Source organism: Achromobacter sp. K91 (assembly GCF_003576205.1).
Classification (GTDB): domain Bacteria; phylum Pseudomonadota; class Gammaproteobacteria; order Burkholderiales; family Burkholderiaceae_B; genus Achromobacter; species Achromobacter aegrifaciens.
The window spans coordinates 46,972-60,172 of sequence record NZ_QWFB01000022.1 but is presented as its reverse complement, the minus strand read 5'-3'; the positions used below and the strand labels follow the sequence as shown (position 1 = coordinate 60,172).

Annotated in this window: 13 protein-coding genes and 1 tRNA gene; 4 read left to right on the top strand and 10 right to left on the bottom strand. The window is 64.9% G+C overall.

What is annotated here, in order from left to right; all coding sequences use genetic code 11:
- Positions 1 to 176: 176 nt before the first annotated feature.
- From ychF to DXK93_RS06020, 9 genes are all read right to left on the bottom strand, one after another.
- Complete coding sequence (ychF, locus tag DXK93_RS06060; protein ID WP_054451948.1) at positions 177 to 1,268, bottom strand: redox-regulated ATPase YchF; 1,092 nt, start codon at positions 1,266 to 1,268, stop codon at positions 177 to 179.
- A 97-nt stretch (positions 1,269 to 1,365) separates the two neighbouring features.
- Complete coding sequence (locus tag DXK93_RS06055; RefSeq protein WP_119449625.1) at positions 1,366 to 2,151, bottom strand: type II CAAX prenyl endopeptidase Rce1 family protein; 786 nt, start codon at positions 2,149 to 2,151, stop codon at positions 1,366 to 1,368.
- Positions 2,151 to 2,747 carry an aminoacyl-tRNA hydrolase gene (gene pth / locus DXK93_RS06050; protein ID WP_054451950.1) on the bottom strand — a complete coding sequence of 199 codons (597 nt, stop codon included), beginning with the start codon at positions 2,745 to 2,747 and terminating at the stop codon, positions 2,151 to 2,153. Before pth ends, DXK93_RS06055 begins: the two co-directional genes overlap by 1 nt.
- A gap of 98 nt (positions 2,748 to 2,845) precedes the next feature.
- Positions 2,846 to 3,460, bottom strand: coding sequence for a 50S ribosomal protein L25/general stress protein Ctc (locus DXK93_RS06045; protein WP_042797362.1), 615 nt, complete (start codon positions 3,458 to 3,460; stop codon positions 2,846 to 2,848).
- Between the two features lie 147 nt (positions 3,461 to 3,607).
- Positions 3,608 to 4,558 carry a ribose-phosphate pyrophosphokinase gene (locus DXK93_RS06040; RefSeq protein ID WP_006227587.1) on the bottom strand — a complete coding sequence of 317 codons (951 nt, stop codon included), beginning with the start codon at positions 4,556 to 4,558 and terminating at the stop codon, positions 3,608 to 3,610.
- A 140-nt stretch (positions 4,559 to 4,698) separates the two neighbouring features.
- Positions 4,699 to 4,775 (bottom strand) — tRNA-Gln (locus tag DXK93_RS06035).
- 1 nt (position 4,776) lies between these two features.
- A complete protein-coding gene (ispE, locus tag DXK93_RS06030; RefSeq protein WP_082400801.1) occupies positions 4,777 to 5,688 on the bottom strand; it encodes a 4-(cytidine 5'-diphospho)-2-C-methyl-D-erythritol kinase in 912 nt (303 codons plus the stop codon).
- Between the two features lie 77 nt (positions 5,689 to 5,765).
- Positions 5,766 to 6,308: a lipoprotein insertase outer membrane protein LolB gene (lolB, locus tag DXK93_RS06025; protein WP_119449635.1), complete on the bottom strand. Its 543-nt coding sequence runs from the start codon at positions 6,306 to 6,308 to the stop codon at positions 5,766 to 5,768.
- A gap of 53 nt (positions 6,309 to 6,361) precedes the next feature.
- Positions 6,362 to 8,248 carry a lipopolysaccharide assembly protein LapB gene (locus tag DXK93_RS06020; protein ID WP_119449626.1) on the bottom strand — a complete coding sequence of 629 codons (1,887 nt, stop codon included), beginning with the start codon at positions 8,246 to 8,248 and terminating at the stop codon, positions 6,362 to 6,364.
- On the opposite strand from DXK93_RS06020, the gene mutM reads away from it, so the two are divergent.
- The 4 genes from mutM to DXK93_RS06000 all read left to right on the top strand — a co-directional run bounded on the left by mutM (position 8,247) and on the right by DXK93_RS06000 (position 12,161).
- Complete coding sequence (gene mutM / locus DXK93_RS06015) at positions 8,247 to 9,074, top strand: bifunctional DNA-formamidopyrimidine glycosylase/DNA-(apurinic or apyrimidinic site) lyase (RefSeq protein ID WP_054451953.1); 828 nt, start codon at positions 8,247 to 8,249, stop codon at positions 9,072 to 9,074. The two genes, DXK93_RS06020 and mutM, sit on opposite strands and share 2 nt — an antisense overlap.
- Before the next feature lie 139 nt (positions 9,075 to 9,213).
- Entirely contained in the window at positions 9,214 to 10,167 is a 954-nt protein-coding gene (locus DXK93_RS06010) for an MBL fold metallo-hydrolase (RefSeq protein WP_119449627.1), read from the top strand.
- A gap of 109 nt (positions 10,168 to 10,276) precedes the next feature.
- A complete protein-coding gene (locus DXK93_RS06005; RefSeq protein ID WP_119449628.1) occupies positions 10,277 to 11,947 on the top strand; it encodes an FAD-dependent oxidoreductase in 1,671 nt (556 codons plus the stop codon).
- Positions 11,948 to 11,966: 19 nt separating this feature from the next.
- On the top strand, positions 11,967 to 12,161 hold the full coding sequence (locus tag DXK93_RS06000) for a DUF2783 domain-containing protein (RefSeq protein WP_054451956.1): 195 nt from the start codon (positions 11,967 to 11,969) through the stop codon (positions 12,159 to 12,161).
- Positions 12,162 to 12,167: 6 nt separating this feature from the next.
- On the opposite strand, the gene DXK93_RS05995 is transcribed toward DXK93_RS06000, so the two are convergent.
- A complete protein-coding gene (locus tag DXK93_RS05995) occupies positions 12,168 to 13,076 on the bottom strand; it encodes a LysR family transcriptional regulator (RefSeq protein WP_054451957.1) in 909 nt (302 codons plus the stop codon).
- Between the last annotated feature and the right edge of the window lie 125 nt (positions 13,077 to 13,201).

Below are 13,201 nucleotides of genomic sequence, written 5' to 3'. Positions count from 1 at the left end.
CCTTCATCGACCTGGTGCAAGATCCATATATACGCCCGTATTCACTTGCGCAGCGCTATCAAGTGTCGTTGCATGCAACGAGCTGAAATGAAAAAGCCCCGTATCCACGGGGCTTTGCGTCGTTTCAGGTGATGCACCTGCAAGCAGGTGAAATCGTCTGAAATGGCTTGCTCGAATCAGACGTTGAACAAGAAGTTCATCACGTCCCCATCCTGCACGATGTATTCCTTGCCTTCCGCGCGCATCTTGCCCGCTTCCTTGGCGCCCTGCTCACCCTTGTAGGTGATGTAGTCGTCATAGGAGATGGTCTGGGCGCGGATGAAGCCGCGTTCGAAGTCGGTGTGGATGACGCCAGCGGCCTGGGGCGCGGTGGCGCCGATCGGCACGGTCCAGGCGCGCACTTCCTTCACGCCGGCGGTGAAGTAGGTCTGCAGGCCCAGCAGCTTGAAGGCGGCGCGGATCAGGCGGTTCAGGCCGGGCTCTTCCATGCCCATGTCCGACAGGAAGGCCTGACGGTCGGCGTCGTCGAGGTCGACGATCTCGGATTCAATGGCGGCGCAGATGGCGACCACGGGCGCGTTGCGCGCGGCGGCGAATTCGGTCAGGCGGTCGAGCAGCGGATTGTTGGTGAAGCCGTCGTCCGCCACGTTGCCCACGTACATCGCGCGCTTGGCGGTGATGAAGCAGAGCTGGGCGATGTCGGCCTTTTCCTCGGTGGAGAGGTCCAGCGCACGGATCGGCTTGGCTTCGTTCAGCTGGGCCACGCACTTTTCCAGCACGGCCACGATGCGCTGCGATTCCTTGTCGCCCGAACGCGCGGTCTTCTGGTGGCGTTGCAGGGCCTTTTCAGCGGTCTGCAGGTCGGCCAGGGCCAGTTCGGTTTCGATGACTTCGATGTCGGCGATGGGATCGACCTTGCCGGCCACGTGGATCACGTTGGGATCTTCGAAGCAGCGCACCACGTTGACGATGGCGTCGGTTTCGCGGATGTGCGAGAGGAACTGGTTGCCCAGGCCTTCGCCTTTGCTCGCGCCGGCGACCAGGCCCGCGATGTCGACGAATTCGACGGTGGCGGAAAGGATGCGTTCGGGCTTGACGATTTCAGCCAGCTTCTGCAGACGCTGATCCGGCACTTCGACCACACCGACGTTGGGTTCGATGGTGCAGAACGGATAGTTCTCGGCGGCGATGCCGGCGCGGGTCAGAGCGTTGAAGAGGGTCGATTTGCCTACGTTGGGCAGGCCGACGATGCCGCATTGCAGAGCCATGGGAATCCTGTGTAAGTACGGTATTGATCGTTAACGTTCTAGTTTACCCCGGCTGGGCGCTCAGGCCCCGCCGGCCGGGCCGCCGTTGCGGCCCCGGTCAGGCTGCGGCGGCGGGAACCCAGCGCATGATGATCCAGATCATCAAAATGGGGCCGGCGTTGAAAGCGGAATGCAGCAATATGGCTGCGCCGATTCCGCGGCGCACGCGCATCCAGCCCAGCACGAGGCCCGTGAGCCATTGCGGCAGCACCAGCAGGGGCAGCAGCCAGTATGGCGTCTTGCCGTAGACGAAGTTGGTCAGGTGCACCGCGGCAAAGGTCAGCGCGACCAGGTGGAACACCAGGCCGAAATGCTGCAAGTAATAGCGCCGCCAGGCGGTGTCCCAGCCTCGTAGCGGTTCGGGGCGCTGGCGCGCGCCCCAGCAGGCCAGGATGACGAATGCAGCCAGCAGCAGGCCGGTCCAGACCTTGGGCCCCCACAGCACCACGGGCACCATCGCCGGGATCAGCCATAGCGCCTGTCTTGGACGGCGCAGGCCATAGCGGAACAGTATCTCTTCCACCAGCGGCGCCCAGATGACGGCGGTCAGCCAGGGGATGTTGGCGGGATCTAGCCGATGCGTAACGCCGCCGAGCCCGGCGGCGGCCACCGCCACCGGCCCCAGTGCGAACAGGTTCACGGCCCACAGCAGCGCGGCCCAGGCCAGCAGGCGTCCAGGCCCCAGGCCCGGCCACCAGTCGGCCACCAGCCCGCTCGCGGACGCGCGGCCCGGCAGGCGCGAAGCCGGATGCGGGTGCCGGATGAAGCGCCAGAAATCCGCAACTTCGCTGCGAAAGCGAAGTTTTCCGCCAGATAGCGAAGCCGATTGCCGCTGGTCCGTCATCAGGCCTCGTTGCCGCTGTGGAGTTGGCGTGTCGCCAGGGGAAAATCTCCGGCCAGCATCGCCGGCACGACCGCGCGACACCGGTCGATCACCGCTTCGATCTCTTTCTGTTCCTCGCGGCGCGGCGGATGCAGCACGAAGTCCGCCACCTGCTGGGCCAGGCCCAGCGTGCGGGGATGGCCGATGCCGATGCGCAGGCGCCAGAAGTTGGGGCTGCCCAAGGCCGCCTGGATGTCCTTCAAGCCATTGTGGCCGGCGTGCCCGCCGCCCTGCTTCAGTTTCACCTGACCGGGCATCAGGTCCAACTCGTCGTGCAGCACCAGCACCTGCTCGGGCACAAGCTTGTAGAAACGAGCCAACGCGCCCACCGCCTGGCCGGAACGATTCATGTAGGTATTGGGCTTCAACAGCAGCACGTTGTCGGCGCCCAGACGGGACTTGGCCACCATTCCGAAAAAGGACTTCTCCAGCGCAAAAGAAGCGCGCAAGTCGTCCGCCAGATGGTCGGCCAGCCAGAAGCCGGCGTTATGCCGGGTCGTTTCGTAGTCAGGGCCAGGATTACCCAGTCCGACGATGAGGCGTATAGGAGTAGACATGATGGGGGGTGTTTAAACCAAAAAACCCTGCGCATGCAAATGCACACGCAGGGTTTCGGGTACCAGCCGTGGAAAGCCCGAGGGCTTTCCGGCAGAACTTAGGCGGCCGGAGCTTCGGCAGCGCCTTCGTCGGCGGCAGCGCCGCCCTTGACCACGGCCGTGGCGGCCAGCAGCGGGTTGGCGTCACCGCCGTGGGGCACGTACGTCACGCCCTTGGGCAGCTTGATGTCGGCCAGGTGGACCGAAGCGCCAGGCAGCAGGTCCTTCAGGTCCACTTCGATGAACTGGGGCAGCGCTGCCGGCAGGCAGGTGATTTCCAGTTCGGTCAGGACGTGGCTGATGATGGCGCCGCCCAGCTTCACGGCCGGCGAGACTTCAGCGTTGATGAAGTGGAACGGGACCTTGGTGTGCAGGGCCTGGTTGGCGTCCACGCGCTGGAAGTCCACGTGCAGGACTTGCGGCTTGTAGGCGTGCCATTGAACCGAACGCAGCAGGACTTGCTCTTCCTTGGCTGCGCCTTCCAGCGCCATTTGCAGGATCGACGCGTGGAATTCTTCCTTGCGCAGGGCGTGGTAGATCTCGTTGTGGTCGAGTTCGATGTTCAGGGGGGCAGCCGTACCGCCATAAACGATGGCGGGAACGCGGCCCGCGCGGCGCAGGCGGCGGCTCGCACTCGAACCCTGGACGCTACGCGCAGTGGCATTGAATTTCATGGAAAACTCCAAAAACAATAAATGGCGAAGAGACTTCGCCGATTAGTGCACGGCACGCGAAATGCGCGCCGTGTTTGTTGCGCCTTGCCGCGACCAGCAAGGCGCAAAACTCTGTATCCGGACTACCCGTCCGAGGGCCGCTACGTCTTAATCGACGAACAGCGAGCTGACCGATTCCGCGTTCGAGATACGCAGGATGGTCTCGCCCAGCAGCGCGGCGCACGACAGCTGGCGGATCTTGCCGCTGGCCTGGCCTTGCTCGGAGAGCGGAATGGTGTCGGTGACGACCAGTTCGTCCAGTTCCGACGCTTCGATGCGGTCGATGGCGCCGCCCGACAGCACGGGGTGCGTGCAATAGGCGTAAACGGCGCCGGCGCCGCGGTCCTTCAGGGCCTGGGCCGCCTTGCACAGCGTGCCGGCGGTGTCGACCATGTCGTCCATGATGATGCAGGTGCGGCCGTCGACTTCACCGATGATGTTCATCACTTCCGACACGTTGGCGCGCGGACGGCGCTTGTCGATGATGGCCAGATCGGCTTCCAGCTGTTTGGCCAGCGCGCGGGCCCGCACCACGCCGCCGATGTCCGGGGACACGACGACCAGGTTCGAGAAATTGCGGCGCCAGATGTCGCCCAGCAGGATCGGACCCGCGTAGATGTTGTCCACGGGGATATCGAAGAAACCCTGGATCTGGTCGGCGTGCAGGTCCATCGTCAGGACGCGGTCGACGCCAGCCACTTGCAGCATGTTGGCCACGACCTTCGCCGAGATGGCCACGCGCGCCGAGCGCGGGCGGCGGTCCTGGCGGGCATAGCCGAAATAGGGAATGGCGGCGGTGATGCGGCCAGCGGAAGCGCGGCGCAAGGCATCGACCATCACCATGATTTCCATCAGGTTGTCGTTGGTGGGGGCACAGGTGGGCTGCAGGACGAAGACGTCCTTGCCGCGCACATTCTCGTTGATCTCGACCATCACTTCGCCGTCCGAGAAGCGACCGACGGTCATCTTGCCCAGGGACATATCGAGGTGGTTGACTACGTCCACGGCCAGCCGAGTATTGGCGGTGCCCGTGAAAATCATGAAGCTATCGTTTGCCATGATGGATGATGCGATGGTCGTTTTAAGACACTAACGAGATGATGCGAGGTAATGCACCAGCGGACCCGGAAAATAAAAAAGCTGCTGAACCCGGGCCAGTGTCTTACAGGCGTGTTCAACAGCTTTTTTATGTATTCGGTTGGCTGGGGAGGAAGGATTCGAACCTTCGCATGCCGGAATCAAAATCCGGTGCCTTAACCAGCTTGGCGACTCCCCAACTATCTTGCAATCCAATTCCGCAACGGATGTTCAGCTAACCCAGTACATGCCTGCACTAACCGAAACCGTGGATGCGTTTGGCTGAATGTTTTATCAGCGCCGCGCATTATAGCGGATATTTCTGCTTCTGCCAAAACGGCTTCGGAGAGTTCGGAAAATTCGGCGAATAAACACGCGCCAGATCCCGACATGCGAACTGGAGTTCCACGAAGGACCTCCTGCTCAGCAAGCCACCGCGATGCCCCAAGCACTTCTGGGTAAAGGCGGTAGACCACCGGCTCCAAATCATTCCTGCCGAAGCGGGAAGTAGGCGAAGCAAGAAAGACCGCTATTGTGATGGAAGAAGAATCTCTTGTCAAATCAGGTGCGGAAAATATTTGTGGCGTGGGCACGCTGGCGTCCGGCTGCGCCACCAGATATGCACGATCCGGCAGCGTCACCGCCGTCAGGTCTTCGCCTACACCCTGGGCGAATGCGGATTGACCGAAGACAAACACGGGCACATCGGCGCCCAGAGGCAAGGCCAGCTCCATGAGTTCGCGCCGCGACAGCCCGGTATTCCACAACTTGTTCAGCGCGATCAGCACGGATGCCGCATCGCTGGAGCCGCCGCCCAGGCCGCCGCCTTGCGGGATGCGCTTTTCCAGGCCGATCTGCACGCCCTGCTTCGTACCCGTGGCCCGCTGCAGCGCATGCGCCGCGCGCAGGGTCAGATCCTGCTCTTCGGGCACGCCAGGCAGCTCCGTGGCGCGGCTGATGACGCCGTCGGCGCGCACATCGAAATGCAAGGTGTCGCACAGGTCGATAAAGCGGAAGGCGGTTTGCAGCAGGTGATAGCCGTCGGCGCGCCGGCCTACGACGTGCAGGAACAGATTGAGCTTGGCGGGAGCGGGTACGTCGTAGAGAGTCACGGCTGAACAAACAAAAAAAAAGCGGTCGCCCGATTTTACCGGGCGACCGCTGATTCCGGGCCAAGACGGCCCGCCATTCAAGGCTGATTGACGACCAGACGCAGCATAATGCGCCGGCCCGGCTCCTGGCGTTCCAACACCAGCAATTGGGGACCTAGCGTGTCGTAACGTGAGAGCCGCGCGCGCCAGCCGCCCTGCTCAAAAGCCGCCAGGCGACCCAGTTCGTCGCGCGACACTTCGGTCGCTTCGGGCGTGGCCGCCAGCTTGCCCCGCAGCCAGTCACGCAGCCCGGACACGGGCATGCTGCTGCCCAGCGCTTCCGCGGCCAGGGCATCGGGATTGTCGGCGACCAGGCGGGTGCCGTCGGCCTTGGTCAGGCTGGCCGCGCCGGGCCGTCCTTCCACCCGAGCCTCGGTCGAACCCAGCGGGTTGGTCAGGTCCAGCACATACTGGCGGCCATCGTCCGACCACGAGAAGCCGCCCTGCACGGCGTTCTGCTTGCCGCTTTCCTCGTTGACGGTAATGGCGAAGCGGCCGATGCGCGAAAACGCGTCGGCGCTGGCGCCTTCGATCGGTTTGGGCGTGGTGCAGGCCGCCAGCGTCGCCGCCAGCATTGCCATCAGGAACCAGCGCAGCGGCGCGGCGGCGCCGAGCGCACGTTGAAACACTGCGGTCACAGGCTGATCCCCAGGCGCTTGGCCACGTCCTGAACAGTCTTGTTCTTGGGATCCTTGGCCACCGCGGCGCGCAGCAACTCGACGGCCTGGTCGCGCTTGCCCTGGGTCCAGAGAACCTCGGCCAGGTGGGCTGCGATATCTGCTTCCGGACGCACGCTGTAGGCGCGCCGCAGGTAGTCGGCGGCAGCTGCGGAATCGCCCATGCGGTACTTGACCCAGCCCATGCTGTCGAGGATGAACGGATCGTTGGGCGCGAGCTCCAGCGCTTGCGTGATCAGATCCAGGGCCTCGGGCAGGCGCTGGTTGTGATCGGCCAGCGTGTAGCCCAGCGCGTTGTAGGCATGCGCATGATCAGGGTCCAGCGCGATGACCTGGCGCAGCATGCGTTCGAGGTCGGCCAGACGGTTCTGGCGTTCGTACAGCATGGCCAGTTCGTACTTGATCTCGACCGTGTCGGGCAGCGCCTGATCGGCCGCTTCCAATACCGACACCGCCTGCTGCACGCGGTCGGCGTCGCGCAGGATCTGGGCCTTGGTCAATACGCCGAGCGTACGCTCTTCCTCGTCCTGCGGGCCGGCGGCGTCGATCATGGCCAGCGCGTCGTCAATGCGACCGCTCTTGGCGCGCAAGGCGGCCTGGCGCATGCGCACCGAGTAGCGCAGCGTCGGATCGTCGATACGGCCCAGTTCAGCAATGGCGTCGTCGTAATGGCCCTGGTCTTCGGCGATGCGGGCCAGCAAGACATGGGCGTCGGCCGCGGCGGCGCCGGCATCGGTTGCGCCCGGGACGGTCGCGCGCTGGCGTTGCTGCTGCACGTCCAGATACTGTTGCAACAGGCTCTTGGCCTGCGGCAATTGCCCGGCCTTGTAGGCCAGTTGCGCCTGCATGAACAGGAGGTCGAAATCTTCCGGCGAACGGCGCGACATGGCCTGCAATTCAGCCAGCGCGCCGTTGTAGTCGCCGCTGTCGGCCAACTGGCCGGCCAGCATCAGGCGCACCTTGCGGGCGTTGGGATTGCGGGCGATATAGGCGCGCGCCTCGGCCTGCGCGCGCTGCGGGTCCACTTTGTAGCCGTATTCCAGCACGCGCAGGGCCGCGGGTTCCGACTTGGGATCCGCCGCCAGGGCCGCGCGCGACTCCTGCGCGGCACGGGTGTAGTCGCCCGAGGCGGAAGCCACGTCAGCCAGCGCCAGGTGCGCTGCCGGCAGCTTGCGCACGCTGTCGCTCAGGGATTCGTCGAGGATGCGCAGGGCGAGGCGGCGGTCGTTCAGGCGGCTCAGCACGGCCAGGGCCTGGCCGATGGCGGCCGGCTTGTCGCGCGAGGAATCGATGCGGTTGCGCAGGGCCTGCGACAGGCCCTTGGTCTGGCCGTTGGCGGCGGCCAGCGCCAGCTCGGTGGAACTGGCCTCCACGTCGTTGGGAGACAGGCGCGCCCAGACCCGCGCGGCGTCCAGGGCGCCGGGCAGGTTGCCGCCGGCCAGTTGGAATTCGAGGGCGCGGCGAGCCAGGCGTGGATCGCCGGTATCCCGCGCCAGGCCCAGCATGGTGGTAGCCGCGGAACCGTACATGCCGCGCTGCGCGGCGATCTCGGAGGCGAGCACGCGATAAAAAATGTCCGCGGTCAGCGAGACATAGGGCAACTGCCCGGGGCGCAGCCGTATGACTTCGGTTTCAGGGTGGCGGCTCTGGGGCGCCATCCTGGGCCCGGTCGCATCGCGCGTCCGGCTGTCGGCGGCCTGGGCCGGCGGGGTCAGTATTGCTGCCAGCGCAAGCGCTAGCGCGGCGATCCCGATGTTTATAGGTTTGAAAGACGACTTCACGCGGCCCGTCCGGTTGATGGCACAATCTTCGTACACGCAATTAATGATCTTACACTGGCTCATGCCGGAACTGCCTGAAGTCGAAACCACGCGTCGGGGAATCGACGCCGTCATCACCGGCCGGACGCTCACGCGCCTGGTCATCCACGAATCCCGCATGCGCTGGCCGATCCCGCAGGATCTGCCGTCGCTGGTCGCTGGCCGCGCCGTGCTGGAATGCGCGCGCCGCGGCAAGTACCTGCTGCTGCGATTCGAACACGGCACCCAGATCGTGCATCTGGGCATGTCGGGGTCGCTGCGCAGCGTCGCGCCTGGTGAATTCCTGCGCAAGCACGACCATGTCGAATGGATCTTCGAACAGGCCGTGCTGCGCCTGCATGACCCGCGGCGCTTTGGCGCGGTGCTGTGGCACCCCGAATCCGACGGCCCCATCGAAGCCCACCCCCTGCTGGCCAAGCTGGGCATCGAACCCTTCGATCCACGGTTCGACGGCGCCTGGCTGCACCGCCATTTCAAGAACCACAGCGCCGCCATCAAGCAGGTGCTGCTGGCCGGCATGGCGGTGGTGGGCGTGGGCAATATCTATGCGTCGGAAAGCCTGTTCCGCGCCCGAATCAATCCCAAGACGCCAGCCAACAAACTGTCGCCCGCCCGCTGCGAGCGCCTGGCCGACATGGTGCGCGCCACCCTGGCCGATGCCCTGACCTCCGGCGGCAGCACACTGCGGGACTACGTCGGAGCCACCGGCGAACCAGGCGCCTACTTCGAGATCCACGCCGCCGTCTACGAACGCGAGGGTCTGCCCTGCCGCGTCTGCGCCACCCCGATACGGCGCATCGTCCAAGGCCAGCGCGCCACCTACTATTGCCCGAAATGCCAAAGGAATTGACCGCTGCCGCCCCGGAAATCCACGGGAAATCCCTGTAAAAACAAGACCATTTGTTTATAGCAAACGTATTGCACGAAAACTAACGTCAAGCTATATTCCTTCCACACACCGTATTCCTATAAAAGTGGAAGGAGCCTCCATGAGCAAGCAATTCGCCTCGCACGCCGACCTGGACGACAAGGTCGTCTCGTTCGAAAAACTGTCCGACAACGCCTATGCCTACACGGCCGAAGGCGATCCCAACACGGGCGTGATCATCGGCGACGAGGCCGTCATGGTGGTCGACACCCAGGCCACCCCTGTCATGGCACAGGACGTGATCCGCCGCATCCGCGAAGTCACTGACAAGCCCATCAAGTACATCCTGCTGTCGCATTACCACGCCGTGCGCGTGTTCGGCGCGTCGGCCTACAACGCCCAGGAAATCCTGGCCAGCCGCGACACCTACGACCTGATCGCCGAACGCGGCGAACAGGACAAGGCCAGCGAAATCGGCCGCTTCCCCCGCCTGTTCCGCAATGCCGAATCGATTCCGCCGGGCCTGGTCTGGCCGACGATGACGTTCAAGGGCGAAATGACGGTCAACCTGGGCAACCTGGAAGTCAAGCTGCTGCAAGTGGGCCGCGGCCACACCAAGGGCGACACCATCGCCTGGTTGCCCGAGCAGAAGATCCTGTTCGCTGGCGACCTGGTCGAATACCAGTCCACCCCCTACTGCGGCGACGCCTACTTCCGCGACTGGCCCAGCACGCTGGACGCGCTGTCTGGCTTCGAAGCCGAGAAAATGGTCCCGGGCCGCGGCCCCGCGCTGAAGAACGCCACCGAAGTCCGCCAGGGCCTGGCCGGCACGCGCGCCTTCCTGACCGACCTGTACGGCGCGGTGAACCGCGGCGTGGCCGAGGGCAAGGACCTGAAGACCATCTACCGCGAGGTCTACGACTTCATGAAGCCGCGCTACAGCGACTGGGTGATCTTCGACCACTGCATGCCGTTCGACGTGTCGCGCGCCTATGACGAGGCCACCGGCTACACCCACCCGCGCATCTGGACCGACAAGCGCGATCTGGAGATGTGGGCGCAGCTGGAAGGCTGATCCCGGCGGGCCGCCAACGGCCCATCCGAGCACCAACCGGAATCGCGCGCCGCAAGGCGGCGCGCGGCTTCGTGACATAAAAACAATATGACCCACACAGGAGACAACCGTGGGAGACATCGACTTTCAGGCGATGGAATTCGCCTATGAAAAACACGCCGACCAGGCCGCCAGCGAGCTGGCGCGCCATCAGGTGGTGGTGGTGGGAGCCGGCCCGGTCGGTCTGACCACGGCGCTGGACCTGGCGCGCCAGGGCGTGCGCGTGGTGGTGCTGGACGACGACTTCCGCCTGTCGACCGGCTCCCGCGCCATCTGTTTCTCCAAGCGCACGCTGGAGATCTGGGACCGCCTGGGCGTGGGTCAACGCATGATCGACAAGGGCGTGTCCTGGAACGTGGGCAAGGTCTTCTTCCGTGAGCAGGAAGTCTGGCGCTTCGACCTGCTGCCCGAACCCGGCCATCGCCGCCCGGCCTTCATCAACCTGCAGCAGTACTACGCCGAAGGCTATCTGTACGAGCAGGCGCGCCAGGAGCCCAACATCGATCTGCGCTGGAAGAACAAAGTTGTCGGCCTGGAGCAGCGCGATGACGGCGTGGTCCTGAACGTGGAAACCCCGGACGGCGCGTATGCCTTGCATGCCGACTGGCTGATCGCCTGCGACGGCGCGCGTTCGCCGGTGCGCAAGCTGATTGGCCAGGAAAGCCACGGCCGCATCTTCCGCGACCGCTTCCTCATCGCCGACGTCAAGATGCAGGCGGACTTCCCGACCGAGCGCTGGTTCTGGTTCGACCCGCCCTTCCATCCCAACCAGTCCGTGCTCTTGCACCGCCAGCCCGACAATGTCTGGCGCATCGACTTCCAGCTGGGCTGGAACGCCGACCCGGTCGAGGCCGTCAAGCCTGAAAACGTGCTGCCGCGCATCCGCGCACTGCTGGGCCCCGACGCGCGCTTCGAGCTGGAATGGGTCAGCGTCTATACCTTCGCGTGCGAACGCATGGACAAGTTCCGCCACGGCCGTGTCGTCTTCGCCGGCGACTCCGCGCACCGCGTATCGCCGTTCGGCGCCCGCGGCGCCAACAGCGGCGTGCAGGACGCGGAGAACCTGGCCTGGAAACTGAAGCTGGTGCTGGCCGGCCAGGCGCCCGAGACACTGATCGACAGCTACGCCGTCGAACGCGAATACGCCGCCGACGAGAACATCCTGAATTCATCGCGCGCCACCGACTTCATCACGCCCAAGAGCGACATCAGCCGCAATTTCCGCAACGCGGTGCTGAACCTGGCCAAGACCCATCCGTTTGCGCGCTCGCTGGTCAACAGCGGCCGCCTGTCGCTGCCCGCGACCTACGCCGGTTCGCCGCTGAACACGCCGGACACCGACGCCTTCAGCGGCCGCATGGTGCCGGGCGCGGTGGCGCTGGACGCGCCCGTGAACGCGCAAGATTGGTGGCTGGCGCAATTGGACGGTGAATTCGTGCTGGCGTTCTTCTGTGGCGACGCCCTGCCCGACCGCAACACGCTGCTTGCCCTCCAGGCGCTGCGCATGGCGCCTGTGCCGGTCAAGGCCGTGCTGGTCGCCAGCCCGCAATGCGATCTGTCCGCGCTGCCCAAGGAGCTGGCGTCCGTCACGGACCGCGAAGGCTGCCTGGGCAAGCGCTATGACGCGCAAGCCGGCACGGCCTACCTGATCCGCCCCGACCAGCACATCACCGCCCGCTGGCGCGCCTTCGACGCCGACGCCGTCACCGCGGCCGTCAGCCGCGCCACGGGCCGGGCCTGAACTTCGAGATCACTCCATCATGCTGATTACCGAAACCAACCTGGTCTCGCCTGACGACTTCTACGAAGCGCTGATCGAGACCCACCGCGACCTCACCAACGAGCAAAGCCAGGAGCTCAACGCGGCGCTGATCCTGTTGCTGGCCAACCACTTGGGCGACATGGAAGTGCTGCGCGAGGCGCTGCGGCAAGCGCGGGCGTCCGTGGCGCCGTAGTTCCCTTCACGCCCCGACCGCGAACGCATTGACGATCAACGCGCGCAGCCATTGGTTGCCGCTGTCGCGGTCCACCCGGCGCTGCCAGTACATGTTGGTCTGCAGCGCCGGCACTCTTATCGGCGGCGTCATGTAGCGCAGGCCGAATGGCGGCGCGGCGCTGGCGGCAAGTTTTTCGGGCACGGTGGCCAGCAGGTCGGTCGCGCTGACGATGTAGGGCACGGCCGAAAAATGCGGCACGCTGAAATGCTCGGCCAGATCGACGCCGGCGCGTTCCATGGACTGGTTGACCTGCCCATAGGGCGCCGCGCGCGACACGATGAGGTGGCGCTCGGCCCGGAAGGCCTTGAGGCTCATGCCGGCGTGCGCCGTCGGATGCGCCTGCCGGAACAGGGTCGCATAGCCCTGGCGGAACAGCATGCGCTGTAGCGTACCCGCCCCCATTTCATCGAATGCGCCGATCGCCAGATCCACCCGCCCGGCCTCCATTTCCCGAGGCAGATCCGGTCCCTGCACCCGCACCGAATCGATGCGCACCTGCGGCGCCACCTGCACGCAGACTTCCATCAGGCGCGGCATGAAGTGGATCTCGCCCACGTCCGTCATCGCCACCCGGAAGCGGCGGGTGCTGGTGGCGGCATCGAAGACGTCCTGGTCTTTTAGGGCCTGCGACAACATGGTCAACGCCTCGCTGACTGGGCCCGCCAGGCGCTGCGCGCGCGGCGTGGGCAGCATGCCCTGCGCCGTGCGCACGAACAGATCGTCGCCGAATGCTTCGCGCAGGCGGCGCAGCGCGTTGCTGACCGCGGGTTGCGACAGGTCCATGCGCCGCGCCACGGCCGACAGATTGCGGTCCTCCAGCAGATGCTGGAACAACAGCAGCAGATTCAGATCGACATCGCGCAGCTCGGCCATACGCCCCCCTACTATTCACAAAATTTATAGTCTCTATTTTTGCATTCCCATAGCCGTAGCGGGGATTTTTTCCGACAATGCCATATGGGCTCCGGAAACCTTCCGCACGAGCCACCCGCACCAGG

What these genes read in the sequence shown, in the direction of transcription:
- lolB (WP_119449635.1), bottom strand. Translation starts at nt 6,308, where the DNA reads ATGGCAATGCTGGCGGCGACGCTGGCGGCCTGCACCACGCCCAAACCG.
- DXK93_RS06010 (WP_119449627.1), top strand. Translation starts at nt 9,214, where the DNA reads ATGAGCAAGCAATTCGCCTCGCACGCCGACCTGGACGACAAGGTCGTC.
- DXK93_RS06020 (WP_119449626.1), bottom strand. Translation starts at nt 8,248, where the DNA reads ATGAGCCAGTGTAAGATCATTAATTGCGTGTACGAAGATTGTGCCATC.
- DXK93_RS06045 (WP_042797362.1), bottom strand. Translation starts at nt 3,460, where the DNA reads ATGAAATTCAATGCCACTGCGCGTAGCGTCCAGGGTTCGAGTGCGAGC.
- mutM (WP_054451953.1), top strand. Translation starts at nt 8,247, where the DNA reads ATGCCGGAACTGCCTGAAGTCGAAACCACGCGTCGGGGAATCGACGCC.
- pth (WP_054451950.1), bottom strand. Translation starts at nt 2,747, where the DNA reads ATGTCTACTCCTATACGCCTCATCGTCGGACTGGGTAATCCTGGCCCT.
- DXK93_RS05995 (WP_054451957.1), bottom strand. Translation starts at nt 13,076, where the DNA reads ATGGCCGAGCTGCGCGATGTCGATCTGAATCTGCTGCTGTTGTTCCAG.
- DXK93_RS06000 (WP_054451956.1), top strand. Translation starts at nt 11,967, where the DNA reads ATGCTGATTACCGAAACCAACCTGGTCTCGCCTGACGACTTCTACGAA.
- DXK93_RS06055 (WP_119449625.1), bottom strand. Translation starts at nt 2,151, where the DNA reads ATGACGGACCAGCGGCAATCGGCTTCGCTATCTGGCGGAAAACTTCGC.
- ychF (WP_054451948.1), bottom strand. Translation starts at nt 1,268, where the DNA reads ATGGCTCTGCAATGCGGCATCGTCGGCCTGCCCAACGTAGGCAAATCG.
- DXK93_RS06040 (WP_006227587.1), bottom strand. Translation starts at nt 4,558, where the DNA reads ATGGCAAACGATAGCTTCATGATTTTCACGGGCACCGCCAATACTCGG.